Source organism: Arenimonas sp. (assembly GCF_041913985.1).
Lineage (GTDB): Bacteria > Pseudomonadota > Gammaproteobacteria > Xanthomonadales > Xanthomonadaceae > Arenimonas.
In genome coordinates, this window is the sequence record NZ_JAYSEG010000030.1 from 1 (window position 1) to 17137 (window position 17137).

General features: G+C 72.3%; 16 protein-coding genes. 8 read left to right on the forward strand and 8 right to left on the reverse strand.

What is annotated here, in order from left to right; translation table 11 throughout:
- Nucleotides 1–72: 72 nt before the first annotated feature.
- The 7 genes from rsmG to rpmG all read left to right on the forward strand — a co-directional run bounded on the left by rsmG (nucleotide 73) and on the right by rpmG (nucleotide 4141).
- On the forward strand, nucleotides 73–720 hold the full coding sequence (gene rsmG / locus ACE3Q2_RS10410; protein WP_374473964.1) for a 16S rRNA (guanine(527)-N(7))-methyltransferase RsmG: 648 nt from the start codon (nucleotides 73–75) through the stop codon (nucleotides 718–720).
- Between the two features lie 30 nt (nucleotides 721–750).
- Nucleotides 751–1533, forward strand: coding sequence for a ParA family protein (locus ACE3Q2_RS10415; protein ID WP_374473965.1), 783 nt, complete (start codon nucleotides 751–753; stop codon nucleotides 1531–1533).
- Entirely contained in the window at nucleotides 1530–2441 is a 912-nt protein-coding gene (locus ACE3Q2_RS10420) for a ParB/RepB/Spo0J family partition protein (RefSeq protein ID WP_374473966.1), read from the forward strand. Before ACE3Q2_RS10415 ends, ACE3Q2_RS10420 begins: the two co-directional genes overlap by 4 nt.
- 6 nt (nucleotides 2442–2447) lie before the next feature.
- Nucleotides 2448–3173, forward strand: a complete 726-nt coding sequence (locus ACE3Q2_RS10425; protein ID WP_374473967.1) for a glycosyltransferase family 2 protein — start codon at nucleotides 2448–2450, stop codon at nucleotides 3171–3173.
- Nucleotides 3174–3177: 4 nt separating this feature from the next.
- The gene (locus ACE3Q2_RS10430; RefSeq protein ID WP_374473968.1) at nucleotides 3178–3504 is read left to right on the forward strand and encodes a lipid-A-disaccharide synthase N-terminal domain-containing protein; all 327 of its coding nucleotides are present in this window, start codon (nucleotides 3178–3180) and stop codon (nucleotides 3502–3504) included.
- 222 nt (nucleotides 3505–3726) lie between these two features.
- Nucleotides 3727–3963 carry a 50S ribosomal protein L28 gene (gene rpmB / locus ACE3Q2_RS10435; RefSeq protein WP_043799875.1) on the forward strand — a complete coding sequence of 79 codons (237 nt, stop codon included), beginning with the start codon at nucleotides 3727–3729 and terminating at the stop codon, nucleotides 3961–3963.
- A 13-nt stretch (nucleotides 3964–3976) separates the two neighbouring features.
- The gene (gene rpmG, locus ACE3Q2_RS10440; RefSeq protein ID WP_043799877.1) at nucleotides 3977–4141 is read left to right on the forward strand and encodes a 50S ribosomal protein L33; all 165 of its coding nucleotides are present in this window, start codon (nucleotides 3977–3979) and stop codon (nucleotides 4139–4141) included.
- A gap of 257 nt (nucleotides 4142–4398) precedes the next feature.
- Here rpmG and ACE3Q2_RS10445 read toward each other — a convergent pair whose 3' ends face one another.
- From ACE3Q2_RS10445 to ACE3Q2_RS10475, 7 genes are all read right to left on the reverse strand, one after another.
- Complete coding sequence (locus tag ACE3Q2_RS10445) at nucleotides 4399–6504, reverse strand: TonB-dependent receptor family protein (RefSeq protein WP_374473969.1); 2106 nt, start codon at nucleotides 6502–6504, stop codon at nucleotides 4399–4401.
- A 46-nt stretch (nucleotides 6505–6550) separates the two neighbouring features.
- Nucleotides 6551–7066 carry a hypothetical protein gene (locus ACE3Q2_RS10450; protein ID WP_374473970.1) on the reverse strand — a complete coding sequence of 172 codons (516 nt, stop codon included), beginning with the start codon at nucleotides 7064–7066 and terminating at the stop codon, nucleotides 6551–6553.
- A 20-nt stretch (nucleotides 7067–7086) separates the two neighbouring features.
- Entirely contained in the window at nucleotides 7087–7896 is an 810-nt protein-coding gene (locus ACE3Q2_RS10455; protein WP_374473971.1) for a CHAD domain-containing protein, read from the reverse strand.
- Nucleotides 7897–7959: 63 nt separating this feature from the next.
- Nucleotides 7960–8823: a sterol desaturase family protein gene (locus tag ACE3Q2_RS10460; RefSeq protein ID WP_374473972.1), complete on the reverse strand. Its 864-nt coding sequence runs from the start codon at nucleotides 8821–8823 to the stop codon at nucleotides 7960–7962.
- Nucleotides 8823–9305 (reverse strand): SRPBCC family protein, encoded by a 483-nt coding sequence (locus tag ACE3Q2_RS10465; protein ID WP_374473973.1) that lies wholly within the window; start codon nucleotides 9303–9305, stop codon nucleotides 8823–8825. Before ACE3Q2_RS10465 ends, ACE3Q2_RS10460 begins: the two co-directional genes overlap by 1 nt.
- A 39-nt stretch (nucleotides 9306–9344) precedes the next feature.
- The gene (locus ACE3Q2_RS10470) at nucleotides 9345–9956 is read right to left on the reverse strand and encodes a 3'-5' exonuclease (protein WP_374473974.1); all 612 of its coding nucleotides are present in this window, start codon (nucleotides 9954–9956) and stop codon (nucleotides 9345–9347) included.
- Nucleotides 9957–9958: 2 nt separating this feature from the next.
- Nucleotides 9959–11824, reverse strand: a complete 1866-nt coding sequence (locus tag ACE3Q2_RS10475; RefSeq protein WP_374473975.1) for a DUF294 nucleotidyltransferase-like domain-containing protein — start codon at nucleotides 11822–11824, stop codon at nucleotides 9959–9961.
- Nucleotides 11825–11912: 88 nt separating this feature from the next.
- On the opposite strand from ACE3Q2_RS10475, the gene ACE3Q2_RS10480 reads away from it, so the two are divergent.
- Nucleotides 11913–15362, forward strand: a complete 3450-nt coding sequence (locus tag ACE3Q2_RS10480) for a NahK/ErcS family hybrid sensor histidine kinase/response regulator (protein ID WP_374473976.1) — start codon at nucleotides 11913–11915, stop codon at nucleotides 15360–15362.
- A gap of 9 nt (nucleotides 15363–15371) precedes the next feature.
- Here ACE3Q2_RS10480 and ACE3Q2_RS10485 read toward each other — a convergent pair whose 3' ends face one another.
- Nucleotides 15372–16814 (reverse strand): diguanylate cyclase domain-containing protein, encoded by a 1443-nt coding sequence (locus ACE3Q2_RS10485; protein WP_374473977.1) that lies wholly within the window; start codon nucleotides 16812–16814, stop codon nucleotides 15372–15374.
- Between the last annotated feature and the right edge of the window lie 323 nt (nucleotides 16815–17137).

Consider the following 17137-nt stretch of genomic DNA (forward strand, 5'->3'; position numbering starts at 1 on the left):
AGGGGGTCAGGTTCACTTATCTGCCCGCGGGCAGATAAGTGAACCTGACCCCCTTCTTCTACAATGGCAGGCATGAATCCGCTCTCTTCCCTGATGCCTGAGCTCGAGGCCGGGCTGGTCGCGCTTGGCCTGCCGGCGCAGCCGCTGGCCGCGCGCCTGCTCGACTACCTGGCGCTGCTCGACCGCTGGAACCGCACCTATAACCTCACCGCCATCCGCGACCCGCGCGAAATGCTGTCCAAGCACCTGCTCGATTCCCTGTCGATGTGGCCGCACGTGCGCGACGGCAAGCTGGCCGACCTGGGCACCGGCCCCGGCCTGCCCGGCATCCCGCTGGCCCTGGCCCGGCCCGGCCTGCAGGTGACCCTGGTGGAGAGCAACGGCAAGAAGACCCGCTTCCTGCGCGAAGTGGTGCGCCAGCTGGGCCTGGCCAACGTGCGCGTGCTCGAATCGCGCGCCGAGGCCGTGGACGAGCCCGGCGCCTACGACCAGATCACCGCCCGCGCCATGGACACCCTGGCCGGCATCCTCGCCGTCGGCGGCCACCTGCTGGCCCCCGGCGGCCGCCTGCTGGCCATGAAGGGCCAGCGCCCCGACGCCGAGATCGCCGCCCTGCCGCCCGGCTGGCGGGTGGAAACCGTGCAGCCGCTCGCCGTCCCGGGCCTGGAGGGCGACCGCCATCTGGTCACCGTCACCCGCGGGCCGGCCGAGGCGGCATAATCGTCGGTTCAGGCCGCGCAAGGAGTCCGCATGGGTCGCATCATCGCCATCGCCAACCAGAAGGGCGGGGTCGGCAAGACCACCACGGCCGTGAACCTGGCCGCTGCCCTGGCGGCCACGCCGCGCAAGGTGCTGCTGGTGGACATGGACCCGCAGGGCAACGCCACCATGGCCTCGGGCGTGGACAAGCGCGAACTGGAGAACTCCAGCTGCGAAGTCCTGCTGGCCGAATGCCCGGCCGCGGCGGCCATCGTGCGCTCGCCCGAGGGCTTCGACCTGCTGCCCGGCAACATCGACCTCACCGCCGCCGAAATCCGGCTGATGGACGAACCGGCCCGCGAGCAGCGCCTCAAGACCGCCCTGGCGCCGCTGCGCGAGCAGTACGACTACCTGATCATCGACTGCCCGCCCTCGCTGTCGCTGCTCACGCTCAACGCCCTGGCCGCGGCCGACGGCGTGATCGTGCCCATGCAGTGCGAATACTTCGCGCTCGAGGGCCTGAGCTCGCTGGTGGACACCATCAACGCGCTCAAGGGCAAGCTCAACCCGGCGCTCGAGATCGAAGGCATCGTCCGCACCATGTTCGACGTGCGCAACAACCTCGCCAACGCCGTCTCCGGCGAGCTCACCAAGCACTTCGGCGACAAGGTGTTCCGCTCGATCATCCCGCGCAACGTGCGCCTGGCCGAGGCGCCCAGCCACGGCCAGAGCATCGTGGGCTACGACCGGGCCTCGCGCGGCGGCATCGCCTACCTGGGCCTGGCCGGCGAGATCGTGCGGCGCGAGCGCAAAGTTTCCAAGGAGATGGCATGAGCACCAAGAAGCGCGGCCTCGGCCGCGGCCTGGACGCCCTGCTGGGCACGGGCAACAAGGGCGCGGCGCCCGCCGCCGACGCCAGCCCGGTGGAAAGCGGCGAGGGCCTGCGCACCCTGCCCATCCACCACCTGCAGCCCGGCAAGTACCAGCCGCGTTCGGCCATGGACCCGGCCAAGCTCACCGAGCTGGCCGAGTCCATCAAGGCCCAGGGCCTGATCCAGCCCATCGTCGTGCGCGCCATCGGCAAGGGCAAGGACGGCGAAGCGCGCTACGAAATCATCGCCGGCGAACGCCGCTGGCGCGCCGCCACCCAGGCCGGCCTGACCGACGTGCCGGTGGTGCTGCGCGAGGTCGACGACCGCGCCTCGATCGCCATGGCGCTGATCGAGAACATCCAGCGCGAAGACCTCAACCCGCTGGAAGAAGCCCTGGCCCTGAGCCGCCTGATCGACGAGTTCTCGCTCACCCACCAGCAGGCCGCCGAAGCCGTGGGCCGTTCGCGCGCCTCGGTGTCGAACCTGCTGCGCCTGCTCGAGCTGCCCGAGGGCATCCGCAAGCTGCTCGAAGACCGCCAGCTGGAAATGGGCCATGCCCGCGCCCTGCTCACCCTGGCCCCGCAGGCCGCGCTGTCGCTGGCGCGCGAGGCGGTGGCCGAAGGCTGGAGCGTGCGCGAGGTGGAACGCCGCGCCCAGCTGCTGGCCAAGGGCCAGATCCCGGGCAAGAAGCCGGCCAAGCCCGCCGCCAAGGGTTCCGACGCCGACATTGCCAGCCTCGAGCGCGAGCTGTCCGAGAAGCTGGGCGCCAAGGTGGCCGTGCAGCACGGCCGCGGCGGCCGCGGCAAGCTGGTCATCGCCTACCACGGGCTCGACGCCCTGGAAGGCATCCTCGAGCGCCTGCGCGGTTAAGCCCCCATGACCCAGCCCCAGCTTTCGGTCGTCATTCCCGCCTTCAACGAAGAAGGCAACGTCGCCACGCTCGTGGACGAGGTGCTGGCCGCGCTGCGCGGCGTGGTGCCCTTCGAGCTGGTGATCGTGGACGACTGCAGCCGCGACGGCACCCTGGCCGTGCTGCAGGCCGCCAAGGCCCGCGCGCCCGAACTGCGCGTGCTGGCGCACCAGCGCCAGAGCGGCCAGAGCACCGCCATCCGCACCGGCGTGAAGGCCGCGCGCGCCCCCTGGGTGGCCACCCTGGACGGCGACGGCCAGAACGATCCGGCCGACCTGCCCAGGCTGCTGGCCGCCCGCGACGCCGGCCCGGCCGACGTGAAGCTCTACGCCGGCTGGCGCGTGAACCGCCAGGACACCGGCAGCAAGAAGTGGGCCTCGAAGTGGGCCAACGGCATCCGCTCGCGCCTGCTGCGCGACGCCACGCCCGACACCGGCTGCGGCACCAAGCTGTTCGAGCGCGCGGCCTTCCTGGAGCTGCCCTACTTCGACCACATGCACCGCTACCTGCCGGCCCTGATGCAGCGCGCCGGCTGGAAGACCACCAGCGTGCCGGTGAATCACCGCCCGCGCGGCGCCGGCGCCTCGAAATACACGAACCTGGGCCGGGCCCTGGTCGGCGTGCGCGACCTGATGGGCGTGGCCTGGCTGATCAAGCGCAGCAAGCTCACCGACGTCCGCGAACTGGAGTGAGGCCATGAACGAGGAAATCGCCTGGCTGGCCTGGACCGGCCTGCACGTCACCCCGTGGAAGCTGATCGGCTACACCGGCGCCCTGATGTTCGGCGGCCGCTGGGTGGTGCAGTTCTTCGCCTCGCGCCGGGCCGGCAAGCCGGTGATCCCCCGGGTGTTCTGGTACATGAGCCTGGTCGGGGCCCTGATGACCCTGAGCTACTTCCTGTTCTCGTCCAAGCAGGACTCGGTGGGGGTGCTGCAGAACCTGTTCCCCACCTTCACGGCGGCCTACAGCCTGTGGCTGGACATCCAGCACCGCGGCTGGCACCGGGACAAGGCCAGCCACTAACCCCCCCTGTGGATAAGTCTTGCCTGGGGGCCCCGGTACGGGCATAATGCGCGGCTCGCTCCGCATCTGCCCCACAGGCCCTGGCCCCGGTAGTGCGATCCCGGCCCCTGGCGGAGCGTTCGCTGCATCCCGCATCGCATGCGCCTGCAGGCCACCCGGCCCGCCGCGCGGGGCCGCCGCCGCCCGGGCTATGGGCGGCCAGTCCGACCCAGGAGCTACACCATGAGCCGAATTTGCCAAGTGACCGGCAAGGGCGTGCAGAGCGGCAACAACGTCTCGCATGCCAACAACAAGACCCGCCGCCGTTTCCTTCCCAACCTGCACGAGCGCCGCTTCTGGGTTGCCTCGGAGAACCGTTGGGTGAAGCTGCGTGTTTCCATGCACGCCCTGCGCACCATCGACAAGAACGGCATCGACGCCGTCCTGGCCGAAATGCGCGCCCGCGGCGAAAAGATCTGAGGAGGACTGAACCATGGCATCCAAGCGCGACAAGATCCGCCTGACCTCGTCGGCCGGCACCGGTCACTTCTACACGACCGACAAGAACAAGAAGACCACCCCGAACAAGATGGAGATCAAGAAGTACGATCCCGTCGTTCGCAAGCACGTGATCTACAAGGAAGGCAAGATCAAGTAATCCGCGCAGCGGATTACCTGTAGGAGCGGCTTCAGCCGCGAAGCTTTCCAGGAAGAACCCGCCCTCGTGGCGGGTTTTTCTTTGGGCGGCTTTTGTAGGAGCGGGGGGGGCCCCCCAACCCCGACCCCCAAAACTCAGCGGGGGAAGGCGACCCCAAGCGGGCCCGCGGGGGGGGGGTTTTTTTTTGGGGGGTTTTTTTGGGGGTGCCGCTCCCCCCCCCCCCCCGTCCCCAAGGGGGGGCGCGCCCCCCCCCGCTCCTACAGGGAGACGAGGGTGAAGCCGAGCAGGTACTGCCGGCCCGGGGCGGGTTCGAAGTAGCGGCGGTTGGCTTCGTTGACGATGACCGAGCCCACCACGGTGCGGTCGAGCACGTTGGCCACGCGCACCCAGGCGCGCCACTGCACGCCGCCCGCGCGGAAGCGGCGTTCGGCGGCCAGGTCGAACACGGCGTGGCCGGGGGCCGCGGCGGTGTTGCGGTCGTCGGCGAAGAAGCGGCTGCTGGCGCGCGCCTCGAGCATCAGGTCGGTGCGCTCGCCGGCGCGCCAGCGCAGTTCGGCCCAGGCCGAGCGCGCGGCGATGCCGGGCAGCCGGCTGCCGGCGACGATCAGCAGTTCGTTCCCGGCACACGGCGGCGCCGCGCACAGGCCGAAGTCGCGGCGGTGGCGGGCGTCTAGCCAGGTGGCGCTGGCCGACAGCGTCCAGGCGTCGGCCAGCGGCGCTTCGAACGAGAGCTCGGCGCCCCGGCGGCGCGTCAGGCCGGCGTTGGCGAAGGTGCTGCGCCCGCCCTGGTTCGCCACCACCATCAGTTCGTCCTCGGTGCGGGCGTGGAAGAGCGCGGCGTCGAGGCGGGCGCGTTCGCCGCGCCAGCGCAGGCCGAGTTCGGCGTGGCGGCTGCGGGCGGGACGCAGCGCGGTGTTCAGGCCGCTGGCGCCGTCGCTGCGGTAGGCGAGCTCGGCGAAGGTGGGCGTTTCGAAGCCCGTGCCGGCGTTGGCGTACACGCTCAGTCCATCGGCGGCGCGCCACAGCAGGCCCAGCACCGGCGTGGTGCGCGAATAGCGCAGCGCGCCGCTGTCGTCGGGGTTGCCTGGGCGCAGGTAGCGGTCCACCGATTCGAAGCGCACCCCGCTGCGGCGCAGGCCGGCGTTGAGCTGCCAGTCCGGCGCGAAGTCCCAGCCCGCCTGCGCGTACACGTCCTGGCTGCGCACGCGGTTGTCCTCGTCGCGGCGCAGCGCGCCGACCACGCCGAGCTGGCTGCCGACGAAGTTCTCGAAACCCAGCCGCGTTTCGTCGGCGAGTTCGAAGGCCGTGCCCGCGGTGAAGGTGAAGGCGCCGTCGCCGGGGCGCGCCTGCCAGCGCGCGTCGAGGCCGCGGTAGTCGCGGTCGAGGTCGATCGCGCCGCCGCCCGAGGTCGGGCTGGCCTGCGCCGCCACCGGCACCGACAGCATCTGGAACGTCTGCCGGCGACCGGCCCAGGCCACCAGCGCCAGCTCCTGCCAGGAGCCCAGCGGCTGCACGAAGCGCGCGCCGAGCTGCTGCTGTTCCACCGTCTTGCGGGTATCGAACAGCAGCGCGCCCGGGCTGGACGCGCGCCGGTCGCGCGCCAGTTCCGCGGCGGTGAGGCCCTGCGGGTCGTCGGCGGCCAGGTCGAGGTGGTTGAGCAACAGCGTCAGTTCGCCGCCGCCTGAAAAGCGCGCGCGCAGCTGCGCCTGCGCGGCGTCGCGGCGCCAGGCGGAGTGGCGGCGGTAGCCATCGGCGGCGGCGCGCGCGGCGTCCACGCGCAGGCCGGCGGCTTCGCCCAGCGGGCCGCGCCACGAGGCACCGGCACGCCACAGCGCATCGCTGCCGGCCAGCGCGTCGGCTTCCACTTCAGGGGTGGCGGGCGGTGCTTCGCTGAAGACGGAAATCACGCCACCGGCCGAGTTCCCGTACAGCGCCGAAAACGGCCCGCGCAGTACTTCCACCCGCTCCGCCGCGCCCAGCGCGAAATGCGAGACCTGGCCCTGGCCGTCGGGCATGGTGGCCGGAATGCCGTCGGCATAAAGGCGCAGGCCACGCACGCCGAAGCTGGCGCGGGCGCCGAAGCCGCGGATCGAGATCTGCAGGTCCTGCGCCTGGTTCTGGCGGTCGCGCACCACCACGCCGGGCACGCGCGGCAGCGCTTCGGCCAGGCCCAGCGCGGGGCGGGCGCGGCGCAGCGTGGTGGCGTCGAGCACGTCGAGCGAGGCGGGCACGTCGGTGAGCGCGCGGGCGTCGCGCGTGGCGGTCACCACCACGGGTTCCAGCCGCACCGGCGGCGCGGCTTCGGCGGCGAACGCAGCAGGCAGCGCGAAGGGCACCAGCAGCAGGCAGGGGAGTCTTTTCACCGGCGCAGTGTGCCACCGCGCCCCGTGAACGCCCCGCCAGCGCGGCTCAGCCCATCACCACGAACCGCAGCGGCACCGTCGCCAGCTTCTTCAGCAGCCCGCGTTCGATGCGGCTGTCCCAGGAATCGAAGCCGATGGTTTCGATGGGCCGCCACAGGGCCACCCAGGCCAGGATCAGCAGGCCTTCCGACAGCACCGCACCGAACGGCGACGGCACCAGGGCCAGCCAGTGCCGCGCCACCAGCACCGCGGCCAGCGTGAGCGTGCCGGCCAGGATGGCGAAGCGGCCCACGCGCCGGCGCCGGCGGTGGCGGCGTTCGGCCTGCGCGTGCGCCAGCGCGAAGTGCGCGTGGATCGCGTCGGCCATTTCGCCCAGGTGCGCTTCCAGCGCGGGCGGGCCGTGCAGCACCAGCGTGAGCGGTTCGCGGTGGCCGTGTTCGCCGGCGCTTTCCACCAGGTAGGCCTCGACGCGGCGGTCGAGCGCCTTGTCGGGAAACGGCGCCGGGTCGAAGCTGTCGTAGAGCTGGTCGAGGTGCTGCAGGCGCAGGTCGATCTCGGCCATGGCGGGAGGCTCCGGCGGGCTCAGCCCGGATCGTCGGCCAGCCCGCGCACCTGGCGCAAGCGCTGCCCGGCCAGCGTGCGAAGTTCGCGCCGCATCGGCACCGGGAAGGGCGAACCGCGGCCGCAGGCGCGCAGCAGCAGCACGTCGTCCTGGGCTTCGCCGAGCGTCGTGGCTTCCTCGGTGGAAGCGCCTTCGACAGGGCGCAGTTCCGGCGCCAGCGACACCAGCAGGTGGTCCTGCTGGCGCAGGCGGCGCAGGCGGCGACGCAGCACGTGCCAGCGCTCGTCGTCGCCCGGCGCGCGTTCGGCGCGGCGGCGCGCCTTGGCCAGGCGGCGCTCGGAGCGCGCCACGCCCTTGGCCACCACGGCCTCGTCCACCGCCGTCCAGTCCAGCCGGCCCAGGCGCGCGGCCAGGGCCCGCAGGCGCTTGGCATGGCGTTCGAAGCCGGGGTCGCGCACCAGCGCCGCCGCCATCACCGCGTCGCGGCGGGCCGTGGCCAGGGCGATGGCGTCGGGCAGCTGTTCGCGCAGGCCGGCGGGGGCCGTGGCTTCCAGCCGTGCCAGGGCTTCCACCAGGGCCTGGGCGTCGCGCAGGCCGCACAGGCCGCGGCAGGCCTGGCCCAGGGCGTCGTCGAGGCGGCGGCCGGCCCCGCCCAGCGGGCGCCGGGCCAGGGCCAGGGTGGCGCGGGCGCGGCGCAGGCGCTTGCGGACCTGGTGCACGCCGGTATGCCGGGCCTCGCCCTCGCGGGCCAGCTGTTCGGCGGCACTGGTGAGTTCGGCCCGGGCGTAGTCGCGCAGGCGGAAACCCAGCGGGTCGTTCGGGTCCGGCATGGGGCTGCCTCCAACCAAGGCCCCCAGCCTAGGGCCGGGCCCGGCGGCGGCCGTTGACCTCGGTCAACCCGGCCGCAGGTTGGTCGCCGGGCGCGGGAAATCCTGCTGCGACAGGGCCTTTTCCGGCGGCCCGAACAGCTGCCCCAGCCGCTGCCAGCCGCGCGCCCGCGCTGCGTCGCGCAGCAGGTCGCCCCATTCGTGGAAGGTGAGCACCAGCGGGTTGTGCGAACGCACCGGCTTCACCAGGCCGTATTCGCAGGGGACAGCCGGGTCTTCTTCGGTGAAGGTGCCGAACAGCTTGTCCCAGACGATGAGCACGCCGGCGTAGTTGCGGTCGATGTACTTCGGGTTGCGCGCGTGGTGCACGCGGTGGTGCGAGGGCGTGTTGAACACGTGTTCCAGCCAGCCCAGCCGCCCCACCGCCTGGGTGTGCACGAAGAACTGGAAGGCCAGGTTGATGGCCACCACCGCCACGATGTGCGTGGGCGAAAAGCCGATCCACGCCAGCGGCAGCCAGAACAGCGACATGCCCGACACCGGGTAGGTGACGGACTGCCGGAATGCCGTGGACAGGTTCAAGCGCTCGGAGGAATGGTGGGTGACGTGCGAAGCCCACATCCAGCGCACGCGGTGGCTGAGCCGGTGCCACCAGTAGTAGGCGAAGTCCTGTGCCACGAACAGCAGCGCCACCGAGGCCCAGGAAGCCGTCAGGTCGAACACGCGGAACTGGTGCACCCACCAGTAGGCGCCGATCACCGCGGCCCAGGCCAGCGCGTCGGCGCCCTGGTGCATCAGCGCCAGCGCGGCGTTGGAAAGCGTGTCGCGCAGCGTGTACAGCCCGGGCCGCCGCTTTCGCCAGTACCAGGCTTCCCAGGCCACGCAGGCAAGGAAGACCGGCGCCAGCGCCAGCAGCAGCCACTCGCCCATCAGGGCGCCGCGGGCACCGGTTCGGACAGCGCGCGCGCCATGTTCTTCAGGCAGCGGTGCATGGCGCGGCGCATGAACAGCTGCAGCAGCAGCGCGGTGACGGGCGCCAGCCAGCGCCGCGCCAGGGTGAATTCGTAGTCCCAGCGCACGCGCGAACCGAACTCGTGGCCGGCGAAGGTCCAGTTCGCCTCGCCCTGCGTGACCAGCCAGGAGAAGGGCGGGCGGAAGCCGGTGAGCACGTAGGCGTGGCGCACCGGCGGGTCGAGCACGGTGACGCGTTCGCTGAGCACGGTGCCGTCGGCCTGGTGCACGCGGCGCGTGCTGCCCACCGCAAGCGGCGCATGCAGGCGGATGCCGCTGATGGCCGGGATGGGCCCGAAACCGGTGAAAAAGGCCGGGAAACGTTCGGGGCTGGTGGCCATCCGGAACGCCACTTCGGGCGTGCAGGGCAGGCTGCGTTCGGCGGAAACAGTCAGTCGCATGGGTGCAATTCTGGCCGCTGGCGGCGCCGGGTGTCCATCTCAGCCGCCCCGGCCGTGGCGCTGCAGGGCCAGCCAGGCCAGGGCCACGGTGCTCGCGTCGCCCAGCGCGGTGTGCCGGGCCAGCACCGGCAAGCCGAGCCCGGCGGCGATGGCGTCGAGCGACAGATCCACGTGGGCGTGCGGGTCGGCGAGCCGGCGGTGGTCGAGCCAGGCCTGGCCCAGCTCGGCGGTGCGGTTGGGCAGCGGGAAGCCGAACACGGTGCGCATGGGCCGCTCGAGCATGGCCAGGTCGAAGGCCAGGTGGTGGCCCAGCAGCGTGCGCGGGCCCAGCCAGCGCAGGAAACGCGGCAGCACGTCGCGCAGCTGCGGCGCGTCGGCCACTTCGGCCGGGGTGATGCGGTGGTGGCGGATGGAGTCGATGTCGAAGCCGCGACCCGGGTGCACGTAGGTTTCGAAGCGTTCGCCCAGCTTCACCTGGCCGCCGCGCACGGGCACGGCGGCGAGGCTGAGGATGGCGTCGCGGCGTGGGTCGAGGCCGGTGGTTTCCAGGTCGAGCGACACCCATTCGCCCGCCGGCGCCGGGCCGAACAGCGGCGCCCATTCGCCCGCGCCGTGGCGCCGCGCCCACCACCAGCGCTGCAGGGCATTCATGCTCAGCCGCCCACGTGGAAGACCGACTGCAGGTGGTCCTTGAAGGCGTTCACCACGCGCAGCGCGTCGCGCAGCAGTTCGCGGTCGAGCCGGCGCAGCGCGGCCACGTCCACGCCGTTGCCGGGCGGCAGGCCGGCGTCGAGGTCGGCCAGCTGCTGGCCCAGGCGCAGGCGCATGAGCACGGCCAGCGCCTGCGGCACGTCGCGGCCCAGTTCGCGGTCGATGGCGCCGGCGGCCACCAGCGCGGCGCAGCGGTCGAAGCTGTTGCGGTGCGCGATGCCATGCTGCAGCGCCAGCGTGCGCAGCCCGTGCACCAGCGGGAATACGCCGCCGCGCTTGAGATCGGCACGGCCGCCGGTTTCCCGCACCTGGCCCAGCCAGGTGAGTGGATTGCCCTTGCTCAGCGCCGCCTCGGCCAGGTAGCGCAGCAGGATGGCGTCCTTGCCCAGTTCGCGCATGGCCGGCTGCAATGGTTCGTAGAGCGCGGCGTTGCCGGCCACCGGGCGAGCGTCGAGGGTGATGGCCAGGTCGAGCGCGGTCTGGCCGTCGGCCACGCGTGCCCACTGGCCGATGCGTTCGCGCCATTGCGAAACGGTGAGCCGCCAGTGCGGATTGTTCACCATCACCTGGCCGGCGCAGGGTGGGTAGCCGATGCGCTCGAGCGCGGCCGAGAAGGCGTCCATGGCCGCCGGCAGGCCGTCCCATTCGAAGCCGTCGGCCAGCACCAGGGCGTTGTCCTGGTCGGTCTTGAGGATCTGTTCGCGACGGCCTTCGCTGCCCAGCACCAGCAGGCACACGCGGTCGTGGAACCGGGCCGGCACGACCTGCGCGAACACCCGCGACAAGATGCGGCTGTTGAGCGCGCTGACCATTTCCATCAGGTAGCTCATCTTCGCGCCCTGGGCGTGCAGCTGGCGCACCAGGTCGGCCATGCCGCGCGCGGCCCCGGCGATGTCGTCCACGGTTTGCGCGCGCGCCAGCCGCAGGCTGATCAGGTGCGAACTGCTGGCGTAGTGCGCGAGTACTTCCGCCATGCCCAGGGTGCCGATGGCGCGGCCGTCGCCGTCGCGCACCACCACGCGCTCCACGTGGTGCTCGGTCATGCTCACCAGGGCCTGGAACAGCACCTCGTCGGCGCGCACCGCCAGCAGCGGGCGGCTGGCCAGCGGACCCACGGGGGCGTCGCGGTCCAGGCCGCCGTCGGTGAGCGCATCGAGCAGGTCGGTGCGGGTGACGATGCCCTCGCCGGCCTCGCCTTCGCCGGGCGACACCAGCAGGCAGTCCACCTGGTGCTCGCGCAGCGCGGCCGCCGCGGCGGCGATGCCCGTGCCGGCCGGCACCGCGTGCACCGGTGCCAGCTGCGCGTCGGCGACGCGGGTGAGCATGAGCCGGCCCAGTTCGCCCGGCTGCTGCTGCTCGGCCAGCAGCCGCCGCTTCACCGACAGCGCCTCGTGGAAATACGCGGCGAAGCGCGGGTTGTCGGCCAGCAGCGCGTGGAAGGCGGCGGCCGGCAGCAGGAAGCACACGGTGTCCTGCACGGCCTCGTAACGATGGCGCGCGCGGCCGGCGATGACGGCGAAGGCGCCGAACAGGTCGCCCGGGCCGTAGTCGGCGAACTTCGTGCTGTCGGCGCCGCGGCCGTCGAAGGCCTGCACCAGGCCCTTGAGGATGACGTGCACGTGCGGCGAGGCCTCGCCGGCCTCGATGATGCGCTGCCCGGCGGCGAAATAGCCCAGGTCCACCGCGGCCGCGAGCCGCTGCTTCTGGCCCGCGTCGAGCAGGTCGAAGGGCGGGGAATCGAGGTCCAGTCCGGGCACCGGGGTGGCCATGGCACCAGCCTGACACGGCGCGGCGATGGCGTCAGCCACCGCTGCGCTTCGACTTTGGTCGAAGCCGCGACCGGCCCCGCACGCGGCGCTACACTCGCGGCTCCCCGGATTCGCGGAAGGAGGGTCCGTGATCCCAGGCTGGATCCTGCTGCTGGTGTCGGTGGGTTACGTCGGGCTGCTGTTCGGCGTGGCCTGGCTGGGCGACCGCCGGCCGCTGTACCCGGGCCGCAACTGGCTGCGGCCCATCGTGTATTCGCTGGCGCTGGCGGTGTACTGCTCGTCGTGGACCTTCTACGGCGCGGTGGGCACGGCGGCCACCACGGGCCTGGGCTTCCTGCCGATCTACCTGGGGCCGATCCTGCTTTTCCTGTTCGGCTGGCGCATCCTCGAGCGGCTGGTGCTGGTGGCGCGCGAGCAGAGCACCGTTTCCATCGCCGACTTCCTGGCCGCCCGCTACGGCCGCGCGCAGAACATCGCCGCCACGGTGACGCTGGTGGCCGTGATCGCCGCCATTCCCTACATCGCGCTGCAGTTCAAGGCGGTGGCGATGAGCATCGAGGTGCTCTCGGGCGCCGATTCCGACGCCGGCGTGGGCGTGCTGGCCGACCCGGCGCTGTATTCGGCGCTGCTGCTGGCGCTGTTCGCCATTTTGTTCGGCACCCGCGAGATCGACGCCACCGAACACCACCACGGCATGATCCTGGCGGTGGCGCTGGAGTCGCTGGTGAAGCTGGTGGCCTTCGTGGCGGTGGGCGTGTTCGCGCTGGGCCACCTGCCGGGCAGCGAAGACCTGCTGTCGCGCTTCCAGTCGGCCACCCGCGACTTCGTGGCGCCGGGCATCCCGCAGGGCTTCATGGCGCAGACGCTGCTGGCCTTCGCCGCCATCGTCTGCCTGCCGCGGCAGTTCCACGTGGCGGTGGTGGAATGCGGCGACGTGGCCGACGTGCGCCGCGCGCGCTGGCTGTTCAGCGGCTACCTGGCGGTGATCTGCCTGTTCGTACTGCCCATCACCACGGCGGGCCGCGAGCTGCTTTCCGGCGCGGGCGTGGCGCCCGACACCTACGTGCTGGCCCTGCCCATGGCCATGAACAACACCGCGCTGGCGCTGGCGGCCTACGTGGGCGGCTTCTCGGCGGCCACCGGCATGGTGATCGTGGCTTCGGTGGCGCTGGCCACCATGGTGAGCAACGACCTGGTGATGCCGCTGCTGTGGCGCGGCAGCCTCACCGACCCGGGCCAGCGCCAGCACCTGGGCCGGCGCGTGCTGTGGGTTCGCCGCATCGCCATCGTGGCCATCGCGCTGCTGGCGTATGCGTATTACCGCGGCGCCGGCGAATCCGGTTCGCTGGCGGCCTTCGGCCTGCTGGCGTTCGCGGCGGTGGGCCAGTTTGCGCCGGCGCTGATCGGCGGCCTGTACTGGCGCGGCGCCAGCCGCCGCGGCGTGATGGCCGGCCTGGTGGCGGGCTTCGCGCTGTGGGCCTACACGCTGCTGCTGCCCACGCTCACCCGCGCCGGCTGGTTCGACACCGCCTGGCTGCACCTGGGCCCGCTGGGCATCGCCTGGCTGCAGCCGGAAAGCCTGTTCGGCCTGCGCGGCTGGGACGCCATCACGCACGGCACCTTCTGGTCACTGCTGGTGAACATCCTGGCGCTGCTGGTGGTGTCGGCGCGCTACCGCCCCGGACTGGAGGAACGCATCCGCGCCACGCCCTTCCTGGACCCTTACGCGGCCAAGCCGCTGGCGTCGGCCAGCGGCTGGCAGGGTTCGCTGAGCGCCGGCGACCTGCTGGCGCTGGCCACCCGCATCATGGGCGAGCGCACCGCGCGCCGCGCCTTCGCCGAACACGCCGCCGCGCAGGGCCGCGAACTGGCGCCGGGCGCACCCGCCGACCGCGCCCTGGTGCAGTTCACCGAACGCCTGCTGGCCGGCGCCATCGGTGCGGCGTCGGCGCGCCTGGCGCTGACCACCGCGCTGCGCGGCTCGGGCATGGAGCTGGGCGAAGTGATGAGCCTGCTCGACGAGGCCAGCCACGAGCTGCGCTTCAACCGCGAGATCCTCTCGGCCACGCTGGAAAACCTGACCCAGGCCGTGAGCGTGGTGGACCGCGACCTGCGCCTGGTGGCCTGGAACCGCCGCTACCAGCAGATGTTCGAATACCCCGACGGCATGCTGTACGTGGGCCGCCCGGTGGCCGACCTGATCCGCTACAACGCCGAGCGCGGCGAAATGGGCCCCGGCCCGGTGGAGGAGCAGGTGGCCAAGCGCACCGCCTACCTGCGCGAAGGTTCGCCCTACGTGTTCGAGCGCGTGCGCGCCAACGGCCAGGTGATCGAGATGCGCGGCCAGCCGCTGCCCGGCGGCGGCTACGTGACCACCTACAGCGACATCACCGACTACAAGCGCGCCGAGCAGGCCCTGCGCGAATCGAACGAAACGCTGGAACAGCGCGTGGCCGAACGCACCCGCGAGGCCGAGGCCGCGAACCTGTCGAAGACGCGCTTCCTGGCCGCCATCAGCCACGACGTGCTGCAGCCCATCAACGCCGCGCGCCTGTTCACCTCGGCCCTGCGCGACGCCGACGAAGCGGCCGAACAGCGCCGCCTGGCCGAACGCGTGGACGTCTCCCTGCGCGACGCCGAGGAGCTGCTGGACGGACTGCTCGATATTTCCCGCCTGGACGCCGGCTCGCTCAAGCCCGAGCTCACCGTGTTCCGGCTCGACGAGCTGATGGCCAGCGTGGCCGCGCAGTACGCGCCGCTGGCGGCCGCGCGCGGGCTGCGTTTCCGGGTGCACGCCAGCCGCCTGTCGATACGCAGCGACCGCCGCCTGCTGCGGCGCGCGCTGCAGAACTTCGTGGCCAACGCGCTGCGCTACACCAAGGAGGGCCGCGTGGTGATCGGCGCTCGCCGGCGCGGCGGCGGCGTGGACATCGAGGTGTGGGACAGCGGCCCGGGCATTCCGCCGCACCACCTGGCGCAGATCTTCGAGGAGTTCCGCCGCTTCGACCAGCCTTCGCCCTGGGGCGAACGCGGCCTGGGCCTGGGCCTGAGCATCTGCCAGCGCGTCTCGCGCATGCTCGAACACCCCATCAGCGTGCGCAGCTGGCCCGGGCGCGGCAGCGTGTTCGCCATCCGCGTGCCCATCGCCGACACGGCGGCGCCGGCCAAGCCGCCGCGCGCCGCCGCCGCGCACCGCGACCTGGCCGGGCTGAAGGTGCTGTGCCTGGACAACGACCGCGAAATCCTCGACGGCATGGAAGCCCTGCTGGGCCGCTGGGGCGTGGACGTGCGCGTGGCCGACACCGTGGCCGGCGCGCTGTCGCAGGCGAAGGCCGACCGCCCCGACGTGCTGGTGGCCGACTACCACCTGCACGACGAAACCGACGGCCTGGGCGCCCTGCAGGCCCTGCGCGAAGTGTGCGGCGCGCACACGCCCGCCGTGCTGGTCACCGCCGACGGCAGCGACACGCTCAAGCGCGCCGCGCGTGAACTCGGCCTGCCGGTGCTGACCAAACCGGTGAAGCCGGCCAGCCTGCGGGCCTTCCTGGCGGCGCAGCAGCGGCGCGTGGGGGCCTGAGGGCAGCGCTCAGGGCGCCCGGCGGCGCGCGCGCTTGTCGGCGTACATGGCCTGGTCGGCAGCCTGCAGCAGCTGCGACAGCGACAGCGGCGCACCCTGGGTGGTCGCGATGCCGAAGCTGGCGCCCACGTGGAAGCCAAGTCCAGGTACCGGCTCGGCGGCCAGGCGGTCCCTCACCGCGGACACCACCGCGTGCGCCCGCGACTCGTCGGCGCCCGGCAGGAACAGCGCGAACTCGTCGCCGCTGAGCCGCGCGATGAAATCACCGCCGCCCAGGCAAGCCTTGCTGCGCAGCACCAGTTCGCGCAGCGCCAAGTCGCCCGCGGCATGGCCGTGGGTGTCGTTGAGGTCCTTCAGGCCGTCGAGGTCGAGCATGACGATGGCGACGGGCTGGCCGCGACGCAGCGCATGGGCCAGCTCCACCGCCACGCGGTCTTCGAAGTGCGCGCGGCTGAGCGCGCCGGTGAGGCCGTCGTGACTCACCTGGTCGCGCAGGCGTTCGTTGGCGGCGTAGAGCGCCGGCGCCGCCAGGCTGAGGTAGGTGTTCGCGGCCAGGCTGATGGCGGCGAACTGCAGGATGAGCGCGTCGTCGCCCACCTTGAAGGCCGCCGCCGCGCCCACGGTGAGCAGGCTGAAGCCGAGCATGCCCAGCTGCGCGCTGGCCAGGTCTTCGGTGTGCACCACCCACAGCTGCAGCACCACCGGCAGCACCAGCACCACCAGCAGGGCGCTGCTGTTCGAAAGCAGCAGGTAGCTGGCCAGCACGGCCACGGTGAAGGCGAACAGCAGCGCCAGCTTGCCCGCGGCGGACCGGCGCAGCCGCCACGGGCCCCATTCGAACGCCGGAAAACGGCGAACCGCCCCGGCACCACCGACCCGCCGGAACACGAGCGCGAGCGCGGGCGCCAGCGTGACCAGCGCCGCGTAGTCGCCGATCCACCAGGCGGCGGCGAGCTCGAACAGGTCGGGCGAGTCGAGCAGGTCGGTCCTGGCCAGGCCCACCGTGCCGAGCGTGGCCGCCAGGAAGGCGCCCAAGGCGCCCAGCAGCAGGAACTGCGACACCGCCCGCAGCGTGAGCTCCGCCGGCGCCGACGGGGCCAGCCGCCGCAGCACCATGGCCGGCAGGGCGTAGGCACCGGTGTGGATGAGCGCGAACAGCAGGCCGGACGAGGCCACCACGCCCAGGCGCACGTCGCCGTGGTTTGCGTCCCACTCGGTGAGGTAGGTGCCCAGCATGCAGGCGGCGAACACGGCCGGCGCCGCGCGCCAGCCCACGCTGAACAAGCCCGCGAACGTCACGGCCGCCGGCGGGAACCACAGACTGGCATGCGGCGCGTGCTCAAGCGCGGCGGCGAGCAGGAAGCTGCCCAGCCAGAGCAGCAGCAAAAGCGGGTGCAGCAGCCATGGCCGCCAAGAACCCTGGGTTGCCGAAACCGCCTGCGTGTCCGTCATCGTGCCCCCGTGGGGGCATCGTAGCGCGGCAGCGGGCCGGGCCGTAACCCGGGAATGGGCCGGGGTTCACACAATGAAGGCTACCGCAGCGACCGGACTGGACAGGTGGTTGCGTTGGACCCTTGGGACGAGCGCTTCACGAATTGCCGCCGTCGCTTTGACGATCGCTGGTGGAACGGCGGTGTGGCCGACCTTGCTTTTGGCGCCGGCAGTCCTGCTCAGGCGTCCCAAGGCGCCCAGCGGAAGGACTGAAGACGCGGAACGGGCACGCGCTGCCCAAGCCAGAGTCCTCTTCGCCGGGGCAAGCATTCCAGGTTGGCTTG

Excerpts from the sequence above, each read along its gene's own strand:
- ACE3Q2_RS10425 (WP_374473967.1), top strand. The coding sequence starts at position 2,448 with ATGACCCAGCCCCAGCTTTCGGTCGTCATTCCCGCCTTCAACGAAGAA.
- ACE3Q2_RS10450 (WP_374473970.1), bottom strand. The coding sequence starts at position 7,066 with ATGGCCGAGATCGACCTGCGCCTGCAGCACCTCGACCAGCTCTACGAC.
- ACE3Q2_RS10460 (WP_374473972.1), bottom strand. The coding sequence starts at position 8,823 with ATGGGCGAGTGGCTGCTGCTGGCGCTGGCGCCGGTCTTCCTTGCCTGC.
- ACE3Q2_RS10420 (WP_374473966.1), top strand. The coding sequence starts at position 1,530 with ATGAGCACCAAGAAGCGCGGCCTCGGCCGCGGCCTGGACGCCCTGCTG.
- rpmB (WP_043799875.1), top strand. The coding sequence starts at position 3,727 with ATGAGCCGAATTTGCCAAGTGACCGGCAAGGGCGTGCAGAGCGGCAAC.
- rsmG (WP_374473964.1), top strand. The coding sequence starts at position 73 with ATGAATCCGCTCTCTTCCCTGATGCCTGAGCTCGAGGCCGGGCTGGTC.
- ACE3Q2_RS10465 (WP_374473973.1), bottom strand. The coding sequence starts at position 9,305 with ATGCGACTGACTGTTTCCGCCGAACGCAGCCTGCCCTGCACGCCCGAA.
- ACE3Q2_RS10470 (WP_374473974.1), bottom strand. The coding sequence starts at position 9,956 with ATGAATGCCCTGCAGCGCTGGTGGTGGGCGCGGCGCCACGGCGCGGGC.
- rpmG (WP_043799877.1), top strand. The coding sequence starts at position 3,977 with ATGGCATCCAAGCGCGACAAGATCCGCCTGACCTCGTCGGCCGGCACC.
- ACE3Q2_RS10415 (WP_374473965.1), top strand. The coding sequence starts at position 751 with ATGGGTCGCATCATCGCCATCGCCAACCAGAAGGGCGGGGTCGGCAAG.
- ACE3Q2_RS10485 (WP_374473977.1), bottom strand. The coding sequence starts at position 16,814 with ATGACGGACACGCAGGCGGTTTCGGCAACCCAGGGTTCTTGGCGGCCA.
- ACE3Q2_RS10455 (WP_374473971.1), bottom strand. The coding sequence starts at position 7,896 with ATGCCGGACCCGAACGACCCGCTGGGTTTCCGCCTGCGCGACTACGCC.
- ACE3Q2_RS10430 (WP_374473968.1), top strand. The coding sequence starts at position 3,178 with ATGAACGAGGAAATCGCCTGGCTGGCCTGGACCGGCCTGCACGTCACC.